Origin of the sequence: Phyllobacterium sp. 1468, from assembly GCF_031455525.1 — a bacterium.
In the GTDB taxonomy this organism is placed as follows: Bacteria; Pseudomonadota; Alphaproteobacteria; order Rhizobiales; family Rhizobiaceae; genus Phyllobacterium.
Window position 1 is genome coordinate 128,130 of sequence record NZ_JAVDSX010000005.1, and the last position, 23,113, is coordinate 151,242.

The following is a 23,113-nucleotide window of genomic DNA, read 5'->3' on the forward strand; positions in this document are numbered from 1 at the left end:
GATTTCACAGGTAAAGCGCGAGGATACGACAGGCAAGCTTATTCAGACGGGATACAGAGCAAGTTTTGTTTATTCAAAGCCAGTTCTGTTTCGCGGATGGCGAGACAATCCACGCGGAAGGTGGCGAGGTTGACGTGTTTCCATCGTCCGACGCCGCCTGACAAAGTGGTTGTCCGCCAGCCGGAAACCCGGCCGTTGGTTTGCTTTGCAAACCAACCAGCTTTCAAACCCGCTGGTCGAATTATCCGCATTTTGAACGAAATGCGGTTCGACCAGTGGGCCGGGCGAATTTGCTCCAAATCCTTCGGGCTTCGGCTTCGTCCATGGAAAGGCATCGGCCTCGCCAAATCCCTTGACCTTAAACCAAATTCCCTCCGGCAGAACGGCTTTGAATAGACAAAATTTGCTCTAGTTCAAATTCCAGATCCGGCGGGCATTTCCCGAAAACAGCTTGGTCTTTTCCTCCTTGCTGCAGCCTGAAAGCAGAGCATGGGTTGCTGCGGCCCATGTGGCGAGGCCTCCACCTAGGGTACAAACGGGCCAGTCGCTGCCCCATACGAGCCTATCCCAACCGAAATTTTCTATGACGTGATTGACGTAGGGCGCCAGCGTTTCGACGCGCCAGGTCTCAGCGTCCGCATAAGCCACTACCCCCGAAATCTTGGCGGTGACATTCGGACGTTTCGCAATGTCGCTGATCTTGCCGCGCCATTCGTCGAGAGCCCCGGCTTTGATATCCGGGACGCCGCAATGGTCGAGGATGAACTGCACGTCCGGAGCAAGATCGACGAGGGCGACCGCCTTGTCGATTTGCCTCGGCAGGACACACAGATCGAAGGTAAGCCCCGTGCCTCCGAGCTTTTGAATATTTTCGCGGAAAAGTGGATCTTCCGAAAGGTTGTCGGACATGACATGCAGCACGCGGCGGAAGCCCTTTACCAAGGGATTTATCTGTTGGCGCTCCAGGAACACCCTGAAGCCATGTTCCTCCGGGCGGCAGGAAGAGATGGCACCGGCAATCAGGTTGCCGCTCCGCTTCGCGAGAGATGCAATATAATCCGTCTCCGCCTGTATGTCTGCCGGAGCGACATCGACCTCCATGTGCAACGCATGGGTGATGCCGACGCGATGAGCCTGCAGAGCGTATTTCTCATAGAGGAAATTGCGATTCAGCGCCTCGGTGCCCGACAACCAGGGGTAAGACAGCACCGATTGGTCGATGAGGTGCAGATGGGTGTCGATCAATGGCATGGCAGTCATGGGTTTTCCTCCACTACGCCTGTCGCGATACGCTCGAATGGACGACGTCCGCCCCGGCAAGCTCCGAAAGTTTATGGGCCGTGGCTACGAGCATTTTGCAGGCATCATCGACGTCCGGTGCATCCGGGATATTCAGCAACTGAATATAGGGACAGGTCAACGCGGCAATCGCCCTTCCATCCGGGCCGAGCACAGGTGCTGAAACGTTGAAGACCCCTGCCGTCTGCGCGCTCGGCATGATCTCGTAGCCGCGCTCGCGGATCTGGTTGAGCCGCTCGCGGAAATCGGGCGGCTGGGCGATATCGTCCGCATGCTGCTCGTACTCGGCGATCATCAAGGCGCGCTCTTCATTGGAGCGAAATGCCAGAAGCACATGACCGGAACCTGTGTTGAACAGGCTGATATGGGAACCAACCCGAATCGAAATGCCCCAATAGTCCGGCGCCTCCTGCTGGGCGACGACAACGGCTGCGCCGCGGTCGAAAACGCTGAGCTGATTGGCTTGTTTGGACATCACCGCGAGTTCGCGCATCAGGGGTGTCGCATAGGAAGCGAGGCGGCGGACCGGCGCGTGCAACTGGGCAAGTCCGAACAGCTTCAACGTCAACGAATAGCGATCACCCTCAAGCCGGGTCACATAACCGCGGCGCACGAGGCGATCGAGCATGCGGTAGAATTCATTGGGGCTGCGGCCGAGGAATTTGGCGATTTCCGCTTGCGTGAGCCCACCATCGATACCGGAAAGAAGCTCAAGTATGTCCAGGCCCTTATCAAGCGCAGGCGCGCGATAACGATCGCTGTCGTCGTCCTCTATCATGACCCAGTCTCCCCTCGCTCCCTACTCATATACGAAGACGATATTCGTAGGAAAGCAGTTTCGATGCTTGACGGTCAAGCGCATAAATGTTTGTATATGAATGAAACGCTCATATGTGGGTGTTGCCAAATTGCGGGAGCCGGGGAGCGGCCACTCGATTACGGGAGGAAACCATGAAAAATCTGTTGGCCAGTGTTTCGGCTGGCGTTGTCGCGATTTTCAGCGCGCAGGCTGCACTTGGCGCAGATCTGCCGGGAAAGTTCGACGGCGTAACGATCGACGCCAAGCTTATCGGCGGACAGCAATATGAGCCGCTTTACGAGCGTATCGGCGAGTGGGAAAAGCTGACCGGCGCCAAGGTTAACATCCTGTCGAAGAAGAACCATTTCGAGCTCGACAAGGAGATCAAGTCGGATATTGCCTCAGGCAGCCTCAACTGGTGCGTTGGCTCAAACCACTCGTCCTTCGCTCCGCAATATCCCGATATTTATACCGACCTGAACAAGCTGCTTCCTGCGGAAGAAATCGCTGCCTTCGTTCCGACGAACATCAAGTCGTCGACGCTGGACGGTAAACTGGTCATGCTGCCGCGCGCACAGTTCGACGTTTCCGCGCTGTATTATCAGAAGAGTATTTACGCCGATGAGGCCAACAAGAAGGCCTTCAAGGAAAAGTACGGTTACGATCTGACACCGCCTGACACATGGCAGCAGGTCAGCGATCAGGCCATCTTCTTTACGAAGGCGCCGGATTTCTACGGCACGCAGTTCGCCGGCAAGGAAGAGGCGATCAACGGCCGATTCTATGAAATGCTGATTGCCGACGGCGGTGAGTATATCGACAAGGACGGCAAGCCGGCCTTCAACTCCGAGGCCGGTGTCAAGGCGCTCGACTGGTTCGTCAATCTCTATAAAGCGAAAGCTGTTCCGGCAGGCACGACCAACTACCTTTGGGACGATCTCGGCCAGGGTTTTGCATCGGGCTCGATTGCTATCAATCTTGATTGGCCAGGCTGGGCCAGTTTCTTCAACGATCCAAAGTCATCGAAGGTTGCCGGCAATGTCGGCGTGAAGGTGGCGCCTGCGGGTTCCTCCGGCAAGCGTACCGGCTGGTCGGGTCATCATGGTTTCTCGGTGACGGAGGCCTGTGCTCATAAGGACGCTGCGGCCTCGCTCGTCTGGTGGCTGACCAACGAGGACAGCCAGAAGCTCGAAGCGAAGGCCGGTCCTTTGCCGACACGCACGGCGGTCTGGGCATGGGACATCGAGCAGGCCAAGGGCGACCCTTACAAGACCGAGGTGCTCAACGCCTTCCAGGAAGAAGCCAAGAACGCATTCCCGGTTCCGCCGTTGGCGGAATGGATCGAGATTTCCAACGCCGTCTATCCGGAACTGCAATCGGCCATCCTTGGTGACAAGACATCCAAGGAAGCACTCGACACAGCGGCCAAAAAGGCAACGGAAATCCTTCAGGATGCCGGCAAGCTTTAAAGGCAAGCGGTGCGGTCCCTCTCTCTTGTGGGGAGGGACCGCACCGCAGGTCCCTGTGGCCCTTTTTGATCAGCATAACGTGAGAAATGGGTAAGACCCTCCGGCTGCTTTGCAGCCACCCCTCCCCAACGGGCAGGGCCAAAGTGGAAATGCAGAGTCCCAGAAGGCCAATATTTCAGATGAAATTTCCCAAACTTTCGGCGCCAACGCTTCTGCTGCTGCCTGCCATTATTGTCCTTGCCGCCGTTATCGTGCTGCCATTGCTGTTCTCGCTCTATTCGAGCTTCACGCCATTCAGGCTGACAAAGCCGGAATCGATCTGGGTATTCATAGGCGTTCGCAACTACGTCAGCGTCCTGACCAACTACGAGTTCTGGGCGGCATTCGGCCGTACGGTCCTGCTCCTCACCATCGCACTCAATGCCGAGATGTTCCTCGGCCTTGGCCTTGCCATGCTGGTCAACAAGGCGACGCATGGCCAACGCGTCCTGCGCACATTGATGATGTTTCCGATGATGTTTTCGCCGGTGCTTGTCGGCTTCCAGTTCAAATTCCTGTTCAACGACAATATCGGTTTCGTCAACAATGCGCTGCAGTCGCTGGGGCTGACCACGAACGCCATCCCCTGGCTGATCGACGGCAATCTGGCGCTGTTTTCAATCATCATTGCCGAGGTGTGGTCTTCGACTTCCGTCTTCGCCATCCTGATCCTCGCCGGACTTCTCGCAATGCCGCAGGAGCCGGTCGAGGCGGCGCGGGTCGACGGCTGCACGCCCTGGCAGACATTCCGCTACGTGACCTGGCCCTACCTGATGCCTTTTGCCTTTATCGCCATGACGATCCGCTCGCTGGACGTGGCGCGCGCCTATGACATCGTGAAGATCATGACAGATGGCGGTCCGGCGAAGCGGACGGAACTCCTGTGGACGCTGGTGGGACGCACGGCCTATAGCGATGCGCGCATGGGTCTTGCCAATGCAATGGCCTATATTTCCATCCTGCTCTCGATCCTGTTCACCGTATATTTCTTCCGAAAACTCGCGGCCGCACGCCAGCAAATCGGAGCGGAGTGGTAAGATGGACAAGAACAGTTCTCATCGTCTGAAACGCCGCTGGCTCAAAGTCGCGCATTTTATCGGCCTGTTCCTGGCGATGCTGATCATCTGCTTGCCGGGCCTGTGGATCGTCTTGAGCTCACTGCGACCGACAGTCGAGATCATGGCAAAGCCGCCAGTGTGGATACCGCGCGACATCTCGCTCGACGCCTATCGTGCCATGTTTGGCGGCGCCGGGCAGGGCGGCATTCCGGTGTGGGAGTATTTCCGCAATTCGTTGATCATTTCGATCACCTCGACAATCATTGCGCTGATCATCGGCATGGCGGGCGGATATGCTTTTGCCCGTTACAAGTTCAAGGGAAAATCGGGTGTGTTCCTCGGCTTCATGTTGACACGGGCTGTGCCAGGGATCGCATTGTCGCTGCCGCTGTTCATGATCTTCGCTCGTGTCGGCATCATCGACACGCATTTCGCAATGATCCTTATCTATGTGGCCTTGAATGTCCCATTCACGATCTGGCTGATCGATGGTTTCTTCCGGCAGGTGCCGAAGGATCTGGCAGAAGCTGCGCAGATCGATGGCTGCACGCGCTGGCAGGCGTTCTGGCAGGTCGAGTTTCCACTAGCCGGGCCTGGTATCGCTTCGGCAGGTATATTCGCCTTTCTCACTTCGTGGAATGAATATGCGCTGGCATCGCAAATCACCCGGTCAGTGAACTCGAAGACACTGCCCGTCGGCCTTCTCGACTATACATCGGAGTTCACCATCGATTGGCGCGGCATGTGTGCGCTTGCGGTGGTGATGATCGTCCCGGCGCTCACTTTGACGTTCATCATTCAGAAACATCTCGTATCCGGACTGACGTTCGGCGCGGTGAAAGGTTAACTTGTTATGGCTCCGGTAACACTCAAAAAGCTCGTCAAGAGTTATGGCAATGTCGATGTGGTCCATGGCATCGACCTTGAGGTCAAGGACCGCGAATTCATTGCGCTGGTTGGCCCCTCCGGCTGCGGAAAATCCACGACACTGCGCATGATCGCCGGGCTCGAGGACATCAGTGGCGGCGTCGTTGAAATTGGCGGCAAGCCGGTGAACGACCTCCCGCCGCGTGCGCGCAACATCTCGATGGTCTTTCAGTCCTACGCGCTCTATCCGCATATGACGGTGCGCGAGAACATGGGCTTCTCGCTCAAGATCGGCAAAGTCGCGCAGGCAGAGATCGATACGCGGGTCAACGAGGCTGCGGCAATCCTCGATCTGGACAAGTATATGGACCGCCGCCCGTCGCAACTCTCCGGCGGTCAGCGCCAGCGCGTGGCAATGGGCAGGGCGATCGTTCGCAAGCCGGATGTATTCCTGTTCGACGAACCCCTCTCCAACCTCGATGCAAAATTGCGCACCCAGGTGCGTACCGAGATCAAGCGATTGCACGCGAGGGTGCAGGCGACGATGATCTATGTCACACATGACCAAGTTGAGGCGATGACGCTATCCGACCGTATCGTCATTATGCGTGACGGTCATATCGAGCAGGTCGGTACCCCCGAAGAAGTGTTCAAGCGGCCGGCGACGCGGTTCGTTGCCGGGTTTATCGGCTCTCCGCCGATGAACCTCAACGAGGCGTCTGTGGATAGTGGAAAGTTGATTTTTGCCGGCGGGCAGACCCTGCCGCTGCCGGCCGAGTTCCGCAACAAGGTTGCGGCTGGGGACAAAGTGATTTTCGGCCTGCGCCCTGATGATATCTACCCGACCGGGCATGGCATCAATTCCGGCGAGGCGACAGACGTGCACGAAATGGAACTGCCGGTTTCGATCACGGAGCCGCTTGGCAATGAGACTTTGCTCTTCATCACCATGGCAGAGCGAGAATGGGTGTCGCGCATGCTTAACCCTCGCACCATCGAAGCTGGTGAAGTGGTAAAATTCAGTTTCGACCTGTCGCAGGCCCATCTGTTCTCGCCTGAGACCGGCAAAACTTTGCGGGGATAGTGCTATGGCCAAGATCGAAAAAGTTGAATTGCGCATGGTGGATTTGCCGCCAAAGGTGCTGCGGACCGATGCGATCCAGAGCTTTGTCAGTCAGGAAACGCCCATCGTTACGATCACCGATACCGACGGGGCAGTAGGGACTGGTTACAGCTACACGATCGGCACCGGCGGCTCTTCTGTTATGCGCCTGCTTACCGATCATCTGGCACCGCGTCTCCTCGGCAAGGATGCCGATCAGATCGAAGCGATCTGGCGCGAGCTTGAGTTTGCTACCCATGCGACGACCATCGGTGCCATCACGGCGATTGCCCTTGCCGCCGTCGACATAGCGCTCTGGGATTTGCGTGCGAAGAAGCAGGGCCTGCCTCTGTGGAAGCTGGCAGGTGGCGCGAAGGATCGCTGCCCGCTCTATACTACCGAAGGCGGCTGGCTGCATATCGAGAAGCAGGCGCTGGTCGACGACGCACTACAAGCGCAAGCGAAGGGCTTCAAGGGCGCCAAGGTCAAGATCGGCCGCCCGCATGGTTCCGAAGATCTGGACCGGCTGTCGGCGGTGCGCGATGCGGTTGGTTCCGGTTTCGAGATCATGACCGATGCCAATCAGGGGTTTTCCCTCGATGAGGCCATTCGCCGCTCTCAGGTCCTGCGCGACATCGATCTTGCATGGCTTGAAGAGCCGCTGCCGGCTGATGACATTGACGGCCACGTGCGGCTTTCGTCGGCGACACAAACGCCGATTGCCGTTGGTGAATCGCTCTACTCGATCCGGCATTTCCGCGAGTACATGCAGAAACGCGCCTGCTCCATCGTGCAGGTTGATGTCGGCCGCATTGGTGGCATTACGCCATGGCTCAAGGTGGCGCATACGGCAGAGACCTTCGACATGCCAGTCTGCCCGCATTTCCTGATGGAGTTGCATGTAAGCCTGACCTGCGCTGTGCAAAACGGCAAATATGTCGAGTATATTCCGCAGCTCGATGATCTTACCCATACACAGATGCACATCGAAAATGGCTACGCGATTGCACCATCCGAGCCTGGCATAGGTATAGATTGGGACTGGGATGCGGTCAAAGGTCGAAGCGTCGACGAATTCACCACCGAGATAAGGGTCTCATGATGCAACGCATGGGTATGATGATCGGGCTGAACGAGGGCAAGGTTTCTGAGTACAGGCGTCTGCATGCAGCAGTGTGGCCGGAAATCCTCGAGCTGATCTCCAGCTGCAACATCCGCAACTATACGATCTTCCTGCGCGAACCTGAGAACATCCTGTTCGGCACGTGGGAATATCACGGAACAGATTTCGCGGCGGATATGGAAAAAATGGCTGCCAATCCGAAGAACAAGGAATGGTGGGATGTGTGCATGCCCTGCCAGGTACCGCTCGCAACGCGGGCTGAAGGTGAGTGGTGGGCGATGATGGAAGAAGTGTTCCATCTCGATTGAAGGACCGCATGATGAGTTTTGACCCTGCAACCTTGCTGCAAAGCTGGCCGCTTCCGGCGAAGCCACGCCCGATCGTGACCTTCGGCGCGGGCAGCATTGTCGGCGATGCGCACTATCCAGCTTACAGGAAGGGCGGGTTTCCGATCGCCGGGCTGTTCGACCCGGATCAGGCGAAGGCAAAAAAGCTGGCCAATGAATGGGGCGTTACAGCCTATGGCTCAGTCGATGAGGCTGCCGCAGTGGAAAACGCGATCTTTGATCTCGCCACGCCGCCTTCACGTCATGCCGGTATACTGAAGGCCCTGCCGGAGGGTTCCTTTGCGTTGATTCAGAAACCGATGGGCAGCGATCTTGCGGAAGCTTCCGAAATCCTTCGCATCTGCCGCGAGCGCAATATCACCGCAGCGGTCAATTTCCAGTTGCGTTTCGCTCCGATGATGCTCGCACTCAAGGACGCGATCCGGCAAGGCTGGCTTGGTGACGTGATCGATTTCGATGCATGGCTTGCCTTGGATACGCCATGGTCTCTGTGGCCGTTCTTGAACGGCTTGCCGCGTGTCGAGATCGCCATGCATTCGATTCACTATATCGACCTGATCCGGCAGATCCTTGGTAACCCGCTTGGTGTCCATGCCAAGACACTGGGCCATCCCAACCACAAGGTAGCGCAGACACGAACGAGCGCCATCCTCGACTACGGCGACAAGGTCCGATGCTCGCTGTCGGTCAATCACGACCACAAATTCGGACGCAAGTTCCAAGCCTGCGAATTCCGCGTCAGTGGGACCGAAGGGGCAGCCTATGTAAAGCTCGGCGTCAATCTCGATTATCCGCGAGGTGAGCCGGACGAATTGATGATCTATCCGAAGGGCGGATCCGGCTGGATCAACGTCCCCTTGCAAGGCGCTTGGTTTCCGGACGCATTTGTCGGGCGCATGGCCAACCTCCAGCGCTACGCCAGCGGCGAGGACCAGGAACTCGTCAGTTCCGTCGAGGATGCGTGGCATACAATGGCGCTGGTCGAAGCGGCCTATCAATCGAGTGCGGCGCCAGCTACCCCGCTCGCACAGAAGTCGGAGGCCTGAATGTCCGAACAAGCCATTTATTTCGAGGACTATGAACTCGGGCATGTGCGTGTCACGATGGGACGCACCATTACGGAGACTGATTTCGTGGTGCACGCCGGCCATACGGGCGATTTCTTTCCGCATCACATGGATGCGGAGTTTGCCAAGACCACCCCCTTTGGTCAGCGCGTTGCCCATGGCACGATGATCTTTTCAATCGGCGTCGGGCTCACCGCAAGCCTGATCAATCCGGTGGCGTTTTCCTATGGCTATGATCGCCTGCGCTTCGTCCGGCCGGTTTTCATTGGCGATACGATCCGCACACGCGTAACAATCAGCGCCAAGGATGATGACCCGAAGCGGTCCGGCAGCGGACGCGTCGTCGAGCGTTGCGAGGTGATCAATCAACGTGACGAGGTCGTGCTTGCTGCCGACCATATTCTCATAGCCGAGCGCAAGAGCAAGGCGACATAAAGCGATTGGAGATTTTGCAATGACTGGTAAGCTTGAAGGCAAGCGGGTTTTGATCACAGCCGCAGGGCAGGGCATTGGCCGCGCCTCGGTGCTTGCGTTTGCCCGCGAAGGTGCAATCGTGCACGCGACGGATATCAATCAGCAACTACTGGATGCGCTGCCGAAAGAGGCGGGGATCAAGCCGCGCAAGCTCGACGTGCTCAAGACGGAAGAAGTCAATCAGGTGATCGGCGAACTGGGTGCGATCGACGTGCTGTTCAATTGCGCCGGATTCGTCCACGGTGGCTCTATTCTCGAAATGCCGGATGCAGACCTGGACTTCGCGCTGGACCTCAATGTCCGCGCCATGATCCGAACGATCAGGGCTGTTCTGCCGGGTATGATCGAGCGCAAGGATGGCGCGATCGTCAATATGTCGTCTGTCGCCAGCAGCGTTAAGGGTGTCCCGAATCGTTTTGCCTATGGCGTGACCAAAGCGGCTGTCCTCGGTCTCACCAAGGCGGTGGCTGCCGACTATATTACACAGGGCATTCGCTGCAACGCCATCTGCCCGGGTACGGTTGAAAGCCCGTCGCTGGAACAGCGCATGCGTGCCGGCGGCGATTATGACGCGACGCGGGCAGCGTTCATTGCGCGCCAGCCGATGGGCCGTCTTGGCTTGCCGGAAGAGATCGCTGACCTTGCCGTCTATCTCGCCGGCGCGACCTACACCACGGGTCAAGCTTACAACATCGATGGTGGCTGGACTGTCTAGAAGTCTCCACGGGAGTAGTATTATGACCCGCATTACCGATCTTCGCGTTTTCGATATCCGGTTTCCCACGTCGCAAAGTCTCGATGGGTCGGATGCGATGAACCCGGATCCGGACTATTCGGCCGCCTATGTTGTGCTCGATACGGATGCCGATGGACTTGCCGGCCATGGCCTGACCTTCACCATCGGGCGCGGCAATGAAATCGTCTGTATGGCGATCGAGGCGCTGAAGCACCTTGTCATTGGCCTTGAACTCGACTGGGTCAAGGAAAATCCGGGCCGCTTCTGGCATTTCGTCACAGGCGACAGCCAGCTGCGCTGGATTGGACCGGACAAGGGCGCGATGCACCTTGCCACCGGTGCTGTCGTCAATGCCGTGTGGGATCTTCTGGCCAAGGAAGCCGGGAAACCCGTCTGGCAACTTGTCGGCGAAATGACTCCGGAACAGATCGTCAGCATCGTCGATTTCCGCTATCTGACCGACGTACTGACGCGGGACGAGGCGCTAGAAATTCTGCGCAAGGCGGAGAAGGGCAAGCAGGAGCGGATCGCTGATCTGAAAGCGACCGGTTATCCTTGCTATACAACCTCCGCGGGTTGGCTTGGCTATTCCGATGACAAGTTGCGTCGCCTTTGCCAGGAGGCCGTCGATGCTGGTTTCAATCACATCAAGATGAAGGTTGGCCGCGATCTCGACGATGACATCCGCCGCTTGACGATTGCCCGCGAGGTGATCGGCGACGACCGTATCCTCATGATCGATGCCAATCAGGTCTGGGAGGTCAACGAGGCGATCGACTGGGTAAACAGGCTCGCCTTCGTCAAGCCGTTTTTCATCGAGGAGCCGACGAGCCCGGACGATGTTGCCGGGCATCGCAAGATCCGACAGGCAATTCATCCGGTAAAGGTTGCCACAGGCGAGATGTGCCAGAACCGCATCATGTTCAAGCAGTTCATCGCCGAGGGTGCCATCGACGTTGTGCAGATCGATTCGTGCCGCATGGGCGGGCTCAACGAGGTGCTGGCTGTACTGCTGATCGCGGCGAAATATAATCTACCGGTCTGGCCGCATGCAGGCGGTGTAGGCCTTTGCGAATATGTTCAGCATCTGTCGATGATCGACTATGTCGCGGTATCGGGCACGAAAGAGGGCAGAGTGATCGAATATGTCGACCATCTGCATGAACATTTCGTCGACCCGTGCGATATCCAGAACGCCGCCTATATGCCGCCGTCATTGCCGGGTTTCTCAATCGAGATGAAGCCGGAATCGATCAAACAGTATTTGTACAAGGCCTAGGGTCAGGACCAGAGTGACAGGTCCTGACCCCTAGACTCGGGGGGTATTTCTTCCGTGTCGTCTTGCGTAAATGCGATGTCGTTTCCGCGCCTATTCTTTTGTTCTGCCGAGTGCTCTTATCGAGACACTTGAGGTGCCGCTTTCTAGGGGAAGCGGAGAATTGGGAAGCCGGTCAAAAAGCCCGGCGCTGCCCCCGCAACGGTAGTGGAGTGGAAAACGCGGCAAAACAGCCACTGGGAGTGCACCCCGGGAAGGCGCCGCGAAGCCAGGCAAGGCAACTCCAGAGCCCGGAAACCAGCCTCGAGTGACAAAACCGACTGATCGCGGTGGGCGATCAAGGAGCATGCTTTTGTGCGGTCAACATCCGTTGGCTGTATGGACGTTCTTCTCCGTCACCACCAGTCAGTTCTTTGCAGCTTTAGGGCGAGGACACGACATGGACATTCGTAACGAAGTGCTCCGGAATCTCAGGAACCGGAAACCAGGATACGGCCTCGAACAGGCCTTCTATTCCGATCCGGATTATTACCGTCTCGACATGGAGAATATTTTCTATCGCGATTGGCTGTTCATCGGCCATGATTGCGAGGTGGCCAAGCCGGGCAACTATTTCACGGTTCAGGTTGGCGACTATCCGGTCGTCATCGTACGCGACCGCCAGAAACAAATCCGCGCTTTCCACAATTCGTGCCGCCATCGCGGCTCGCGTGTCTGCGCCGCCGAAAGGGGCACCGCGGCGAAGCTCGTCTGCCCATATCATCAATGGACCTATGAACTGGATGGCCGCTTGCTGTTTGCCCGCCAGATGGGCGACGATTTTGACGCCAGCCAGCATAGTCTCAAGACGGTGCATTGCGAGAGTGTCGGCGGCTACATTTTCATTTGCCTCGCGCCCGTTGCTCCCGATTTCGGCCCGACACGCGCTCTGCTTGAACCCTATCTCGCGCCGCATCGCCTGACCGAGACCAAGGTGGCATTCCAGAGTTCGATTGTCGAAAAAGGCAACTGGAAGCTCGTCTGGGAAAACAATCGTGAATGCTACCACTGCGTCGCCAACCACCCGGAACTGTGCAAGACCTTCCCTGAGGCGCCAAGCGCTACCGGGATCCAGGGCTCCAAAGAGGATCCTGAAATGGTCGCGCATTGGGAGAAGTGCGAGGCAGTTGGCCTCCCAAGCGTGTTCCGTATCGCAGAAGATGGCCAGTATCGTGCCACACGCGTGCCGCTGCTCAGCGGTGCCGAGAGCTACACGATCAGTGGCAAGCGTGCGGTCGGCAGGCAACTGAGTGATGACGTCAACGCGCAGCAGATCGGCTCGCTGCTGCTCTATCATTACCCGACCACGTGGAACCATGTTCTCGGCGACCAGGCGATTTCTTTCCGCGTGCTCCCGCTCGGACCGAACGAGACCGAGGTCACGACGAAGTGGCTCGTCCACAAGGATGCGGTTGAGGGCGTCGATTACAATCTCGAAGAACTGACCCATGTGTGGCTTGAGACCAACAATCAGGACCGCCGTATCGTTGAAGAAAATGCATTCGGCATCCGCTCGCCTGCCTATGAACCGGGACCATACTCCGTCGAACATGAGGGTGGCGTGCTGCAGTTCCTCGAATGGTACAGCAATTCCATGGAAACAAGGCTTTCCGGCAATAACAAGCTCAGCAAGGTAGCATGATGAATATGACGCTTCCTCAGACCTATCCGCACCTCGATCAGATGCAGCCATGGAATGATCGGCTGCATCTACTGGAGTGCCTGTCGGTCATCGAGGAAGCGCCCAATGTAAAGACTTTCACGTTCAAATCGGACAATCAAAACTGGTTTCGCTATGAGCCCGGCCAGTTCATGACGTTCGAATTGCCGGTGCAGCCGGAATCGGTCTTGCGCACATTTACCTTGTCATCCAGCCCGTCGCGGCCATTCACCATCGCGGTGACGGTGAAAGCCCAAGTCGGAAGTATTGGTGCGCGGTGGATGCTCGACCATCTGACGCCGGGTGCGCGGTTGAAGGCATTCGGACCGCTTGGCGATTTCTCCATGCGCAAGCATCCGGGCGACAAGTATTTGTTCATCTCGGCGGGGTCGGGCATCACGCCGATGATGTCGATGACGCGCTGGATGCACGATTGCGCCCCGCAAAGCGACATCAATTTCGTGACCTGCGCGCGCCGGCCGAGCGACATCATTTTTCGCAGAGAGCTCGAATATCTGACAAGCTGCATGCCGAACCTGAAGCTTGCCTTCCTCATCAAGGAGCATGAGATGGGGCAGGTGTGGACCGGTATCCGCGGCCGTTTTGAAGAGGCGCGGTTGCCATTGCTTTCGCCAGACTTCAAGGACAGGACAATCTTCTGTTGCGGGCCTGAACCCTTCATGCGGGACGTGCGCACCATACTCGAAGCCTCCGGCTTCGACATGACGCACTATCACCAGGAGAGTTTCGGACCGGCCGCCGAACCGGTGCTGCCGATGATGGACGCGATATCGACAGAGGCCGTTGAAAGATCGGCGATGGTCAATTTTTCGATGTCGGGTATGGAGGTGCCGTGCGCACTGGGCGAAACGATTCTGAAGGCCGCGCGCGGTGCCGGGATACGCATCGCTGCGGCGTGTGAATCAGGGCTCTGTGGCACCTGCAAGGTCATGAAAACTTCCGGCAAGGTCGACATGGATCACAATGGCGGCATTCTCGACGACGAGATCGACGAGGGCTATGTGCTCGCATGCTGTTCCAAACCGCTTGGTGACGTCGAGATCGAAGCCTGAAGTAAGAGCAGGTTTTGCCCGCTCAGAGCCAATTGTTTCGTCCGATGGAACCACATCGGCCTCGCCAAATCCCTCGACCTTGAATCAAATTGCCTCCGGCAGAACGACTCTGAACGGACCAAAATTTGCTCTAGGCTGCAAGCAGGGATTTGAGTTTGACGTCCGCCGTAGCCAGCTGGCTCGAGTCCGGTGTCGCGCCGCGGGCAATCAACATCTCGGCGAGCCTTATGTCCTTCGCTACCGTATTGCCCGGTCCAATGCCGCTTGCCGCGACAAGACGGCCGTCGGCAGCAAGGTGGAACAGAATGAAGGCACCATCGCGGAGGTCGCGCCGGATCACTCGAACGCCCTCGTCCGAAAGGCCGGCGACCTGCAGACCGAGTTCATACTGATCCGACCAGAACCAGGGCACCGATTGATGTGGCTCCTGTGCACCGAGCATATTGCGCGCGGCCAGCGCACCTTGCTCCTGGGCATTGCGCCATGCTTCGAGCCGCACCCGGCGCCCGCCATAGAGAGCGAGCGGGAAGATACAACAGTCACCGGCCGCGTAAATATCCGGATCGCTGGTCTGCAGCCAATCATTGACGACGATGCCGTTGGCCACTTCGAGGGCGGACGCTTCGGCTAGCGCAGTCACCGGCGTCGCCCCGATTCCGATGATGGCGAGGTCCGCCATGATGACGTTTCCTGTCGAAAGCGTGATCGCAACGTTTTCGGCATTGTCAGCAAAGGAGACGATTCCGGTATCGCATAGAATGGTCACGCCTTCGTCGCGATGGCGTGCATCGATGACCTTGGCGATTTCCTCGGGAACGCCGCGCATCATGATGCGGCATTGCGCCTCAATCACAGTGACCGAAGCGCCGCGCTTGCGGGCGCTGGCCGCAAGTTCCAGTCCGATGAAGCCCCCGCCGACGATGACGATGCGTGCTCCAGGCTGAAACCGTGCCCGGATGGCAAGCGCATCCTCAAAACTGCGCAGAGTGGTGCAATGTCTGCTGCCCGCAGCGAGGGGCAGGGGGCGCGGAACGGCGCCTGTCGCAAACAGAAGACGCGCATAGGGAACCCTGCGGCCATTCTCCAGCGTCACGCACTTTTCCTCCCGGTCGATCGACGTCGCCGTTGAATTGCCTACGAAGTCGATGTTCTTTTCGGTAAACAGGGATTCGGCGGCTATCGTGCGCGGTGCCGGATGCTCTTCCGAGATCATCGCTTCCTTGGAAAGAGGCGGTCGCTCATAGGGGAGGTGCTTTTCCGTGCCGATCAGGATGACGGACCCGTCATAGCCGTTTTCCCGCAAGGCAAAAGCCGCGCGCACGCCGCATTCGCCAGCGCCAATGATGACCATTCCTCGTTCCATTGCCATTATCCCATCTGGATCAACACTTTACCTGCCTCGACTTTGACCGGGTAGGTTTTAAGGTTGATGCATACCGGCGCTCCTTTGGCTTCTCCGGTCTTGTAATTGAAACGGCCATTGTGCTTGGGGCACTCGATGATCTCATCCATGACAAGGCCATCTGCCAGGTGGATGTGTTCGTGAGTGCACAGACCATCCGTCGCAAAAAACTCATCGTCGGGACTGCGGTAGATTGCAAAGGTCTTTCCATCGTGGTCGAAACGCATGACGTCTTCTTCGTCTATGTCGTTTGAAGCGCAGGCTTCCACCCAGTTGCTCATCGTTCGATCCTCCCGGTCATTTGTGGACTGTTATTCCGCTGCCGCTGCGAAAGGTTCGCTATGGAATTCCTCACGATAGGGCTTTGCGGTCGGCGGCAATTCCCGCTTGAGAAAATAGTCTTCGTTGCGCAACTGTCGCAGGAATGCCGGCACCATTTCGCGATAGCCGTGCAGGATGGACGGATTCGCCGCCGGCAAGTCATGCTTGATCATGGCGTGCAGCTGCGGCAGCGCGTGATACGGCACCATCGGGAACATGTGGTGCTCGACGTGATAGTTCATGTTCCAGTAGATGAACCGGCTGACCGGGTTCATCAGGACCGTGCGGCTGTTCAAACGGTGATCGGTCACATTGTCGGCGAGCCCGCCATGCTGCAAAAGGCCAGTGAGCACATGATGCCAAGCTCCGTACAGTCGCGGCAGGCCGATCAGCATCAGTGGCAGGATCGATCCGAGATACACCGAAAGCCCGATCGTGGCGACATAAATCACGGCCCAGATACGGGCGATACGGACGACCCTTGGCTGTTCCTGCTCGGGTATGAAGGTCTTTTCCTCGGTGCTGACAGTGCCGTACGCATTGCGCACAAGGTCGCTCATAGCGTGCCAGACGTCCAGAATACCGAAGAAATTCAATACGACACGCAACAAATCTGGCGGTCGCATGACCGCGATTTCAGGATCGCGGCCAACGATGACCGTGTCCGTGTGGTGCCGCGTATGGCTCCAGCGCCAAATGACGGGATTGCGCATGATCATGAAGCAGGCGATCTGATAGACGACATCATTCATCCAGCGTGTCTTGAACGCCGTGCCGTGGCCGCATTCATGCCAGCGGCTATCCGAGGCGGAACCGTAAAGAACGCCATAGGCAAGGAAAAACGGTACACAAGGCCAGCTGCCCCAGAAATAAACGCCAAGGCCGGCGAAAATCAGCATGCTGCCGAGCCAGATCGCCGTGTCGCGAATTGCCGGGGCATCAGAGCGTTTCATCAGCTCTTTCATCTGCTTGCGGGGAATGTCGGTGTGATACCATTCGGCCGCAGCAAGACCCGACTCGACGGCGAGTTGCGAGTCACGGCCGATAAGGCTGTAATCACGCCTTGTCGGAACTGTGAGCGCTGCTGCTTGCATGTGAGACCTCCCTCAATCAATCGGAAGAAGATACGCGCTGCTACAACCTGCCTCAATCTGGAATGATAAAAATCTATCATTTTCAATCAGGGATTGGTATAAATCTCTGATAGATTCTATCAGGGAGCGTATGAGGTGGCAAACAGGCCGACAATCTCGGATCTGGCGCGCGCGGCCGGGGTGGGCGTCGCGACAGTCGACAGGGTGCTGAACGGACGGTTGCCGGTGCGCGAGGAAACGGCGCGGCGGGTGTACGAGGCGGCCAACAGCATCGGATACCATGCGGCCGGATTGATACGCCAGCGTATGCGGCAGGAACTGCCTGAATACCGCCTGGGCTTTCTCTTGCAGAAACCCGGACATCATTTCTACCAGGAGTTTGCGCGGCAGATCGAGAATGCTGTCAATCAAGCCTCGCATTTCCGCGGCGTTCCTGCGATAGAGTTTTGCGCATCACAGGCACCGGACGAGATCGTCGCCAAGCTGAAATCGCTGGCGGGGCGCTGCCGCTCCATCGGCCTGGTCGCGCCGGACCACCCGTCCATCACAGCTGCTGTCGATGAATTGAAGGCAAACAATATTCCGGTTTTTTCGCTGCTGTCAGATTTTGCCGCCGGAATCCGCGAAGGCTACGTCGGCGTCAACAACCGCAAGGTAGGGCGCACGGCGGCCTGGATGATCACGAAAGCCGCGAAAGCGCCAGGAAAAGTTGCGATTTTCGTCGGAAGTCATCGGTTTCACGGCCATGAATTGCGCGAGATCGGCTTTCGGGCTTTCTTCCGTGAGGAGGCGCCTGAGTTCACCGTGCTCGACACGATGGTCAATCTGGAAACGCGGCAGATAACCAATGAGGCGATGTCGGAGCTGCTGCGACGCCACCCGGATCTCGCCGGTTGCTATGTGGCAGGCGGTGGAATGGAAGGCGCAATCACCGCGATTCGTGAGGCGCAATTGGAACAGCTGCCGGTGATGATCGTCAATGAAATCACCCCGGAATCGCGGGCAGCGCTGGCGGACAAGATCGTCACCATGGCCATCGCGACGCCCTTGCCAAGGCTCTGCCGGGAGCTCACAGAGCTGATGGGTCACGCCATCGAAAGCGGCGCGGCCAACGCTCCGGGTCAGACCTTTTTGCCATTCGATATCTACCTTCCAGAGAATATCTGAGCGGCATCTACACGCGGCCACAACCATATTGCCCGCGCCGGTTGAAATTCTTGCGCCGGAATCGAGGATTCTTGTTCCATTTTCGCCTGTTCTTGCGCCAATTTGGATATTCTTGCGCAAAAGCCCCGCCGGGTCTCCAAACTTCGTTTTCTTTTTCTCGCGCCTCGGAATCTATCAGCAATGATAGTTTTTTGATCCAAACGGTGATTGACGGAATGACGGCTTCGACAGATGGTTGCGCAAAATTTGCGGGCTTAGCGACCCACGGGTGCAGACCGTATTAAGTACCACCGGGAGTACCATTCGATGAGCGACACGATTTCTCACCCTGTCTTTGCGATCAACCATATCGCCGCGCCGAACATGACACCGGCCGAATTTTTCCAAATGGCGAAGTCGCTCGGCCTTAGCGATGTCGAGATCCGCAACGATCTCGGCGGCAATGCCATCGTCGACGGTACGCCGGCGGCGGAGGTCAGGGCAATGGCGGAATCGGCAGGCGTTCGTATCGCTACGATCAATGCGCTGCAGCGCTTCAACCAGTGGACGCCGGAGCGCGAACGGGAGGCGATCGAGCTTGCCGACTATGCACGCGATGTGGGTGCAAGCGCGCTGGTTCTTGTCCCGGTCAATGATGGTTCCGGACAGACAGATGGCGAGCGTCAGGCAAACCTGCGCACCGCCTTGACGGCACTGAAGCCTATCCTTGAACTGCGCGGTCTCATGGGCTTGGTCGAACCGCTCGGCTTTGAGATTTGTTCGCTGCGTTCAAAGCGCGAGGCGGTGGAAGCGATCGAGGCAGTCGGCGGGCAGGGGCGGTTCAAACTCGTGCATGACACGTTCCATCATCACCTTGCTGGCGAACCCGAGTTCTTTCCGGCGATGACGGGCATGGTGCATATTTCAGGGGTAGCCGACCCCGATCTTGCGGTTGGCGAAATGCGCGATCCACACCGGGTGCTGGTCGATGCGGATGACCGGCTTGGCAATGTCCGCCAGATGCGCGAACTCATCGATCAGGGCTATACAGGCCTGTTTTCATTCGAGCCGTTCGCCCGAGAAGTACAGGCGTTGGAGAACCCTTCCGAAGCGCTGGCCTCCAGCATGGATACGATCAAAGCCGGATTGGTTTGACCAAAACCCGTCAGATGGTCCTGCCCCTGGAGGTCAGTTCTCCTGGATGGACACGCCGCCCTCTCCGATTTTCAGTTCGACCCCCGCGGGTTTTGTCTCCTCCCGGTAAGCGTAGATACCAAGACCGATAACAGCGACGAGAAGCGCTCCAATAATCAGATACAAGCCATTGCGATTCACTATTTGATCCTTTGTATGTTGAACTCGAGCGATTCCGTTTTTTCCTCGTATCACGGTATTGCTCGAGTTCTTTATTTTTTACGCAATTCCGGACAGAAAACCGCTCACCCTGGAATTGCTCTAATTGGTTTGATCCAGCGCATGCGGAGCAGGCTGGCGAGGTGTCTGATCCCCGGCCGGGTATAACCAAAGAAATGCAGCGACCGCCAGGACGATAATAACAGCCGTGGATATCCATGTTTGAACGCGCATGCCAGTCTCCGGTTACGGAGTAAACCGCGTGCCGTCCCGAAAGGTTCCGCGATCAGACTGCACAGCAGTGCAACCTTTAGCCACTCATTAATTGGTCTATAGCTCTCAAATCCCGCTTGACGCTCCCTGCATAAAATGGAATAAATATTTCAGATACTGGGCATAACGGTCCGTATATTCCGTAATGGGTGTTCAGATTAAGATTTGCGCGCAAAGGCCGCGCACGCTTCATGTCAAGATGTTGCCAGCCAGGGACAAGGTGGGTTGGCAGGATCGGGGTATGAATGGTCCGGATTAAAACAGGTGCAGCCGGGGCACCATTTGTGGAGGAGAAGACATGAGAAAGTTTTTGCTTGGAGTGGCTGTTTCAGCATTGATGGCTGGTTCGGCTTCGGCCGCGAATATTGGCGTCTCAATGGCGAAGTTCGACGATAACTTCCTGACCGTCTTGCGCAATGGCATGCAGGACTATGCCAAGACATTGGATGGCGTAACCCTGCAGATCGAGGATGCGCAGAACGACGTTGCCAAACAGCAGAGCCAGATCCAGAATTTCATCGCGTCCAAGGTCGACGCGATCATCGTCAACGCCGTGGACACGGATGCGACGGCGGCCATGTCGAAGATCGCCGCAGATGCTGGCATCCCCTTGGTCTATGTCAACCGCGAGCCGGCAAATGTCGACAGCTTGCCGGAGAAGCAGGCTTTCGTTGCTTCCAACGAAGTGGAATCCGGCACGCTGGAAACCAAGGAAGTCTGCAAGCTCCTGAAGGGCAAGGGCAAGATCGTCGTGATGATGGGCGAGCTCTCCAACCAGGCAGCCCGCCAGCGCACCAAGGACGTGCATGATGTAATCGCAACCGACGAGTGCAAAGGCCTGCAGATCGTCGAGGAGCAGACCGCCAACTGGTCACGCACCGAAGGGTCAGACCTGATGACGAACTGGCTTTCTGCCGGTCTCGAATTCGATGCGGTCGTCTCCAACAATGATGAAATGGCCATCGGCGCGATCCAGGCCTTGAAAGCTGCCGGACGTTCGATGGACAGCGTCGTCGTTGGCGGTGTCGATGCAACGCAGGACGCACTTGCCGCCATGGCTGCCGGCGACCTCGACGTGACGGTGTTCCAGAACGCTGCCGGTCAGGGCAAGGGCGCTGTCGATGCGGCGCTGAAGCTCTCCAAGGGCGAAAAGGTCGAGACCAAGGTCTATGTGCCGTTCGAACTGGTGACGCCGGAGAACCTGTCGAAGTATCAGAAGTCCAATTAAGACTTCTGTTTCAAACCACGCCGAGCTTACCCTCCCCTCGCGGGGAGGGTCTGAGCGGAGCGACGGGGAGGGGCCTTTGAGCCTTCATTCTTGGTTGCAAGAAAGACCCCGCCCCGGACCTGCGGTCCGACCCTCCCACAAGGGGGAGGGAATGCGTCAACGTTTGGCGTATGATTGAAACGAGCCCCTCTGGGAGGAGATGATCATGGCAGTCAGTCCCTCGACCATGGCGGCGGTGCGCGCCAGTGGCGCTGTACCGCAATCGGAATATCTCTTGAACGCCGAAAACATCCGCAAGGAATTTCCCGGCGTTCTGGCGCTCGACAATGTGCAGTTCCGGCTCAAGCGCGGTACGGTTCACGCGCTGATGGGCGAGAACGGCGCCGGTAAATCCACGCTGATGAAGATCCTCGCTGGAATATATATTCCAGATCAGGGTGATGTTCATCTGAAAGGCCTGCCGATCCGCCTGAAATCGCCCCTCGATGCGCTGGAAAATGGTATCGCCATGATTCATCAGGAGCTCAACCTGATGCCATTCATGACGGTGGCGGAGAATATCTGGATCCGGCGCGAACCGAAGAACGGCTTCGGCTTCGTCGATCACGGCAAGATGTATGACATGACCGCAGACCTGTTTGAGAGGCTGAACATCAAACTCGATCCGGAAAGCCAGGTTCGGGACTTGAGCGTCGCCAATCGGCAGATGGTTGAAATCGCCAAGGCGGTTTCGTACGAATCCGATGTTCTGATCATGGACGAGCCGACGTCGGCGCTGACCGAGCGCGAGGTGGCGCATCTGTTCGAGATTATCCGTAGTCTGCGCGAACAGGGCATCGGCATCGTTTATATCACCCACAAGATGAACGAGCTTTTCGAGATCGCCGACGAGTTCTCGGTGTTTCGCGACGGGCGCTATATCGGTACGCATCTTTCCACCGATGTGACGCGCGACGACATCATCAAGATGATGGTCGGCCGCGAGATCACGCAGATGTTTCCGAAAGAAGAGGTGCCGATCGGGGATGTGGTGCTTTCGGTAAAGGACCTCTCGCTGAAAAACGTTTTCCACAATGTGTCGTTCGACGTGCGCGCGGGCGAAATACTCGGCGTTGCCGGACTGGTCGGTTCCGGCCGCTCGAACGTTGCGGAGACGATTTTCGGTGTGACACCGGCGACGAGCGGCACCATCGAGATCAAAGGCGAGGTAGTCAGGATGACTTCGCCGACGCAGGCCATCAGCCACGGCATGGCTTTCATTACCGAAGACCGCAAGGAAACGGGCTGCCTGCTTATTCTCGACGTCCTTGAAAATATGCAGATCGCGGTGCTGCAGGACCGTTTCGTCAAGTACGGGTTTGTCCAGGAGAAGGGCATTACGGCGGCATGCGCCAAGATGAGCGATACGTTGCGGGTCAAGACCCCGAACATGGAGGAAAGGGTCGAGAACCTTTCCGGCGGTAACCAGCAGAAGGTGTTGATCGGCCGTTGGCTTCTGACCAATCCGAAGATCCTCATTCTCGACGAACCGACACGCGGTATCGATGTCGGCGCCAAGGCGGAAATTCACCGCTTGGTATCGCAGCTTGCCAAACAAGGCGTCGCGGTAATCATGATCTCGTCGGAAATGCCCGAAGTACTCGGCATGAGCGATCGGGTCATGGTGATGCATGAGGGCCGGGTTACCGGTTTTCTCGATCGCGCCGAAGCCACGCAGGTCAAAGTGATGGAGCTGGCATCGAAATGAACAACCATTTGATAATCCACCCTGACGGTTCTCTGATGCGGTTTTTTGCGCTTCGGGTGCTAGCGTCCGCTGCGCTCCGGTCCTCCAAACCGCACCAGCCAACTCGTCAGGCTGAATTCAT

23 protein-coding genes and 1 riboswitch are annotated in these 23,113 nt (G+C 57.4%); of the genes, 16 read left to right on the plus strand and 7 right to left on the minus strand.

All coding sequences use genetic code 11. The annotated features are described in order from the left end of the window. Window positions 1-38: 38 nt before the first annotated feature. From J2X72_RS15225 to J2X72_RS15235, 3 genes are all read right to left on the minus strand, one after another. Complete coding sequence (locus tag J2X72_RS15225; protein WP_310073226.1) at window positions 39-335, minus strand: hypothetical protein; 297 nt, start codon at window positions 333-335, stop codon at window positions 39-41. Between the two features lie 73 nt (window positions 336-408). Further along, window positions 409-1,260, minus strand: a complete 852-nt coding sequence (locus tag J2X72_RS15230; protein ID WP_310073227.1) for an amidohydrolase — start codon at window positions 1,258-1,260, stop codon at window positions 409-411. Between the two features lie 13 nt (window positions 1,261-1,273). Beyond that, window positions 1,274-2,077 carry an IclR family transcriptional regulator gene (locus tag J2X72_RS15235; protein WP_405044724.1) on the minus strand — a complete coding sequence of 268 codons (804 nt, stop codon included), beginning with the start codon at window positions 2,075-2,077 and terminating at the stop codon, window positions 1,274-1,276. A gap of 173 nt (window positions 2,078-2,250) precedes the next feature. Here J2X72_RS15235 and J2X72_RS15240 point away from each other — a divergent pair, with 173 nt between their 5' ends. The 12 genes from J2X72_RS15240 (at window position 2,251) to J2X72_RS15295 (ending at window position 14,428) form a co-directional block, all read left to right on the plus strand. Beyond that, window positions 2,251-3,567, plus strand: a complete 1,317-nt coding sequence (locus J2X72_RS15240; protein ID WP_210003235.1) for a sugar ABC transporter substrate-binding protein — start codon at window positions 2,251-2,253, stop codon at window positions 3,565-3,567. 179 nt (window positions 3,568-3,746) lie between these two features. Next, the gene (locus J2X72_RS15245; RefSeq protein WP_210003234.1) at window positions 3,747-4,643 is read left to right on the plus strand and encodes a carbohydrate ABC transporter permease; all 897 of its coding nucleotides are present in this window, start codon (window positions 3,747-3,749) and stop codon (window positions 4,641-4,643) included. Between the two features lies 1 nt (window position 4,644). Beyond that, window positions 4,645-5,511: a carbohydrate ABC transporter permease gene (locus J2X72_RS15250; RefSeq protein WP_210003233.1), complete on the plus strand. Its 867-nt coding sequence runs from the start codon at window positions 4,645-4,647 to the stop codon at window positions 5,509-5,511. Between the two features lie 6 nt (window positions 5,512-5,517). After that, the gene (locus tag J2X72_RS15255) at window positions 5,518-6,615 is read left to right on the plus strand and encodes an ABC transporter ATP-binding protein (RefSeq protein ID WP_210003232.1); all 1,098 of its coding nucleotides are present in this window, start codon (window positions 5,518-5,520) and stop codon (window positions 6,613-6,615) included. Between the two features lie 4 nt (window positions 6,616-6,619). Continuing rightward, a complete protein-coding gene (locus J2X72_RS15260) occupies window positions 6,620-7,735 on the plus strand; it encodes a mandelate racemase/muconate lactonizing enzyme family protein (protein WP_210003231.1) in 1,116 nt (371 codons plus the stop codon). After that, entirely contained in the window at window positions 7,735-8,064 is a 330-nt protein-coding gene (locus J2X72_RS15265) for an L-rhamnose mutarotase (RefSeq protein WP_310073612.1), read from the plus strand. Before J2X72_RS15260 ends, J2X72_RS15265 begins: the two co-directional genes overlap by 1 nt. A gap of 11 nt (window positions 8,065-8,075) precedes the next feature. Further along, on the plus strand, window positions 8,076-9,149 hold the full coding sequence (locus tag J2X72_RS15270; RefSeq protein WP_310073613.1) for a Gfo/Idh/MocA family oxidoreductase: 1,074 nt from the start codon (window positions 8,076-8,078) through the stop codon (window positions 9,147-9,149). Continuing rightward, window positions 9,150-9,605: a MaoC/PaaZ C-terminal domain-containing protein gene (locus J2X72_RS15275; protein WP_310073229.1), complete on the plus strand. Its 456-nt coding sequence runs from the start codon at window positions 9,150-9,152 to the stop codon at window positions 9,603-9,605. A 19-nt stretch (window positions 9,606-9,624) separates the two neighbouring features. Continuing rightward, window positions 9,625-10,359 (plus strand): SDR family oxidoreductase, encoded by a 735-nt coding sequence (locus J2X72_RS15280; RefSeq protein WP_210003230.1) that lies wholly within the window; start codon window positions 9,625-9,627, stop codon window positions 10,357-10,359. 22 nt (window positions 10,360-10,381) lie between these two features. Further along, a complete protein-coding gene (locus tag J2X72_RS15285) occupies window positions 10,382-11,659 on the plus strand; it encodes an L-fuconate dehydratase (protein ID WP_310073231.1) in 1,278 nt (425 codons plus the stop codon). A 114-nt stretch (window positions 11,660-11,773) separates the two neighbouring features. Next, window positions 11,774-11,977: riboswitch (cobalamin riboswitch) on the plus strand. 118 nt (window positions 11,978-12,095) lie between these two features. Next, window positions 12,096-13,337, plus strand: a complete 1,242-nt coding sequence (locus J2X72_RS15290; protein ID WP_310073232.1) for an aromatic ring-hydroxylating dioxygenase subunit alpha — start codon at window positions 12,096-12,098, stop codon at window positions 13,335-13,337. Further along, window positions 13,337-14,428, plus strand: a complete 1,092-nt coding sequence (locus J2X72_RS15295) for a hybrid-cluster NAD(P)-dependent oxidoreductase (protein ID WP_310073615.1) — start codon at window positions 13,337-13,339, stop codon at window positions 14,426-14,428. The genes J2X72_RS15290 and J2X72_RS15295 overlap by 1 nt, the downstream gene beginning before the upstream one ends. A gap of 130 nt (window positions 14,429-14,558) precedes the next feature. Here the strand turns inward: J2X72_RS15295 and J2X72_RS15300 are convergent, their stop codons facing one another. The 3 genes from J2X72_RS15300 to J2X72_RS15310 are packed head-to-tail and all read right to left on the minus strand — an operon-like array spanning window position 14,559 to window position 17,245. Continuing rightward, complete coding sequence (locus tag J2X72_RS15300; protein WP_310073233.1) at window positions 14,559-15,797, minus strand: FAD-dependent oxidoreductase; 1,239 nt, start codon at window positions 15,795-15,797, stop codon at window positions 14,559-14,561. Further along, window positions 15,797-16,111, minus strand: a complete 315-nt coding sequence (locus tag J2X72_RS15305; protein ID WP_310073235.1) for a MocE family 2Fe-2S type ferredoxin — start codon at window positions 16,109-16,111, stop codon at window positions 15,797-15,799. Before J2X72_RS15305 ends, J2X72_RS15300 begins: the two co-directional genes overlap by 1 nt. A gap of 30 nt (window positions 16,112-16,141) precedes the next feature. Next, window positions 16,142-17,245, minus strand: coding sequence for a fatty acid desaturase family protein (locus tag J2X72_RS15310; RefSeq protein WP_310073236.1), 1,104 nt, complete (start codon window positions 17,243-17,245; stop codon window positions 16,142-16,144). Window positions 17,246-17,380: 135 nt separating this feature from the next. On the opposite strand from J2X72_RS15310, the gene J2X72_RS15315 reads away from it, so the two are divergent. Beyond that, window positions 17,381-18,412 (plus strand): LacI family DNA-binding transcriptional regulator, encoded by a 1,032-nt coding sequence (locus tag J2X72_RS15315; protein ID WP_310073237.1) that lies wholly within the window; start codon window positions 17,381-17,383, stop codon window positions 18,410-18,412. 306 nt (window positions 18,413-18,718) lie between these two features. After that, window positions 18,719-19,546, plus strand: a complete 828-nt coding sequence (locus tag J2X72_RS15320) for a TIM barrel protein (RefSeq protein ID WP_310073238.1) — start codon at window positions 18,719-18,721, stop codon at window positions 19,544-19,546. A 33-nt stretch (window positions 19,547-19,579) separates the two neighbouring features. Here the strand turns inward: J2X72_RS15320 and J2X72_RS15325 are convergent, their stop codons facing one another. Then, on the minus strand, window positions 19,580-19,726 hold the full coding sequence (locus J2X72_RS15325) for a hypothetical protein (protein ID WP_210003223.1): 147 nt from the start codon (window positions 19,724-19,726) through the stop codon (window positions 19,580-19,582). Window positions 19,727-20,315: 589 nt separating this feature from the next. Between J2X72_RS15325 and J2X72_RS15330 the strand changes: the two genes are divergently transcribed. Beyond that, window positions 20,316-21,245: a sugar ABC transporter substrate-binding protein gene (locus J2X72_RS15330; protein WP_210003222.1), complete on the plus strand. Its 930-nt coding sequence runs from the start codon at window positions 20,316-20,318 to the stop codon at window positions 21,243-21,245. A gap of 205 nt (window positions 21,246-21,450) precedes the next feature. After that, window positions 21,451-22,992, plus strand: a complete 1,542-nt coding sequence (locus J2X72_RS15335; RefSeq protein WP_310073239.1) for a sugar ABC transporter ATP-binding protein — start codon at window positions 21,451-21,453, stop codon at window positions 22,990-22,992. The last annotated feature ends 121 nt before the right edge of the window (window positions 22,993-23,113 follow it).

What these genes read in the sequence shown, in the direction of transcription:
- J2X72_RS15300 (WP_310073233.1), bottom strand. Translation starts at nt 15,797, where the DNA reads ATGGCAATGGAACGAGGAATGGTCATCATTGGCGCTGGCGAATGCGGC.
- J2X72_RS15230 (WP_310073227.1), bottom strand. Translation starts at nt 1,260, where the DNA reads ATGACTGCCATGCCATTGATCGACACCCATCTGCACCTCATCGACCAA.
- J2X72_RS15330 (WP_210003222.1), top strand. Translation starts at nt 20,316, where the DNA reads ATGAGAAAGTTTTTGCTTGGAGTGGCTGTTTCAGCATTGATGGCTGGT.
- J2X72_RS15295 (WP_310073615.1), top strand. Translation starts at nt 13,337, where the DNA reads ATGAATATGACGCTTCCTCAGACCTATCCGCACCTCGATCAGATGCAG.
- J2X72_RS15310 (WP_310073236.1), bottom strand. Translation starts at nt 17,245, where the DNA reads ATGCAAGCAGCAGCGCTCACAGTTCCGACAAGGCGTGATTACAGCCTT.
- J2X72_RS15250 (WP_210003233.1), top strand. Translation starts at nt 4,645, where the DNA reads ATGGACAAGAACAGTTCTCATCGTCTGAAACGCCGCTGGCTCAAAGTC.
- J2X72_RS15235 (WP_405044724.1), bottom strand. Translation starts at nt 2,077, where the DNA reads ATGATAGAGGACGACGACAGCGATCGTTATCGCGCGCCTGCGCTTGAT.
- J2X72_RS15255 (WP_210003232.1), top strand. Translation starts at nt 5,518, where the DNA reads ATGGCTCCGGTAACACTCAAAAAGCTCGTCAAGAGTTATGGCAATGTC.
- J2X72_RS15245 (WP_210003234.1), top strand. Translation starts at nt 3,747, where the DNA reads ATGAAATTTCCCAAACTTTCGGCGCCAACGCTTCTGCTGCTGCCTGCC.
- J2X72_RS15270 (WP_310073613.1), top strand. Translation starts at nt 8,076, where the DNA reads ATGAGTTTTGACCCTGCAACCTTGCTGCAAAGCTGGCCGCTTCCGGCG.
- J2X72_RS15280 (WP_210003230.1), top strand. Translation starts at nt 9,625, where the DNA reads ATGACTGGTAAGCTTGAAGGCAAGCGGGTTTTGATCACAGCCGCAGGG.
- J2X72_RS15335 (WP_310073239.1), top strand. Translation starts at nt 21,451, where the DNA reads ATGGCAGTCAGTCCCTCGACCATGGCGGCGGTGCGCGCCAGTGGCGCT.
- J2X72_RS15320 (WP_310073238.1), top strand. Translation starts at nt 18,719, where the DNA reads ATGAGCGACACGATTTCTCACCCTGTCTTTGCGATCAACCATATCGCC.
- J2X72_RS15285 (WP_310073231.1), top strand. Translation starts at nt 10,382, where the DNA reads ATGACCCGCATTACCGATCTTCGCGTTTTCGATATCCGGTTTCCCACG.
- J2X72_RS15275 (WP_310073229.1), top strand. Translation starts at nt 9,150, where the DNA reads ATGTCCGAACAAGCCATTTATTTCGAGGACTATGAACTCGGGCATGTG.
- J2X72_RS15240 (WP_210003235.1), top strand. Translation starts at nt 2,251, where the DNA reads ATGAAAAATCTGTTGGCCAGTGTTTCGGCTGGCGTTGTCGCGATTTTC.
- J2X72_RS15265 (WP_310073612.1), top strand. Translation starts at nt 7,735, where the DNA reads ATGCAACGCATGGGTATGATGATCGGGCTGAACGAGGGCAAGGTTTCT.
- J2X72_RS15305 (WP_310073235.1), bottom strand. Translation starts at nt 16,111, where the DNA reads ATGAGCAACTGGGTGGAAGCCTGCGCTTCAAACGACATAGACGAAGAA.
- J2X72_RS15225 (WP_310073226.1), bottom strand. Translation starts at nt 335, where the DNA reads ATGCCTTTCCATGGACGAAGCCGAAGCCCGAAGGATTTGGAGCAAATT.
- J2X72_RS15260 (WP_210003231.1), top strand. Translation starts at nt 6,620, where the DNA reads ATGGCCAAGATCGAAAAAGTTGAATTGCGCATGGTGGATTTGCCGCCA.
- J2X72_RS15290 (WP_310073232.1), top strand. Translation starts at nt 12,096, where the DNA reads ATGGACATTCGTAACGAAGTGCTCCGGAATCTCAGGAACCGGAAACCA.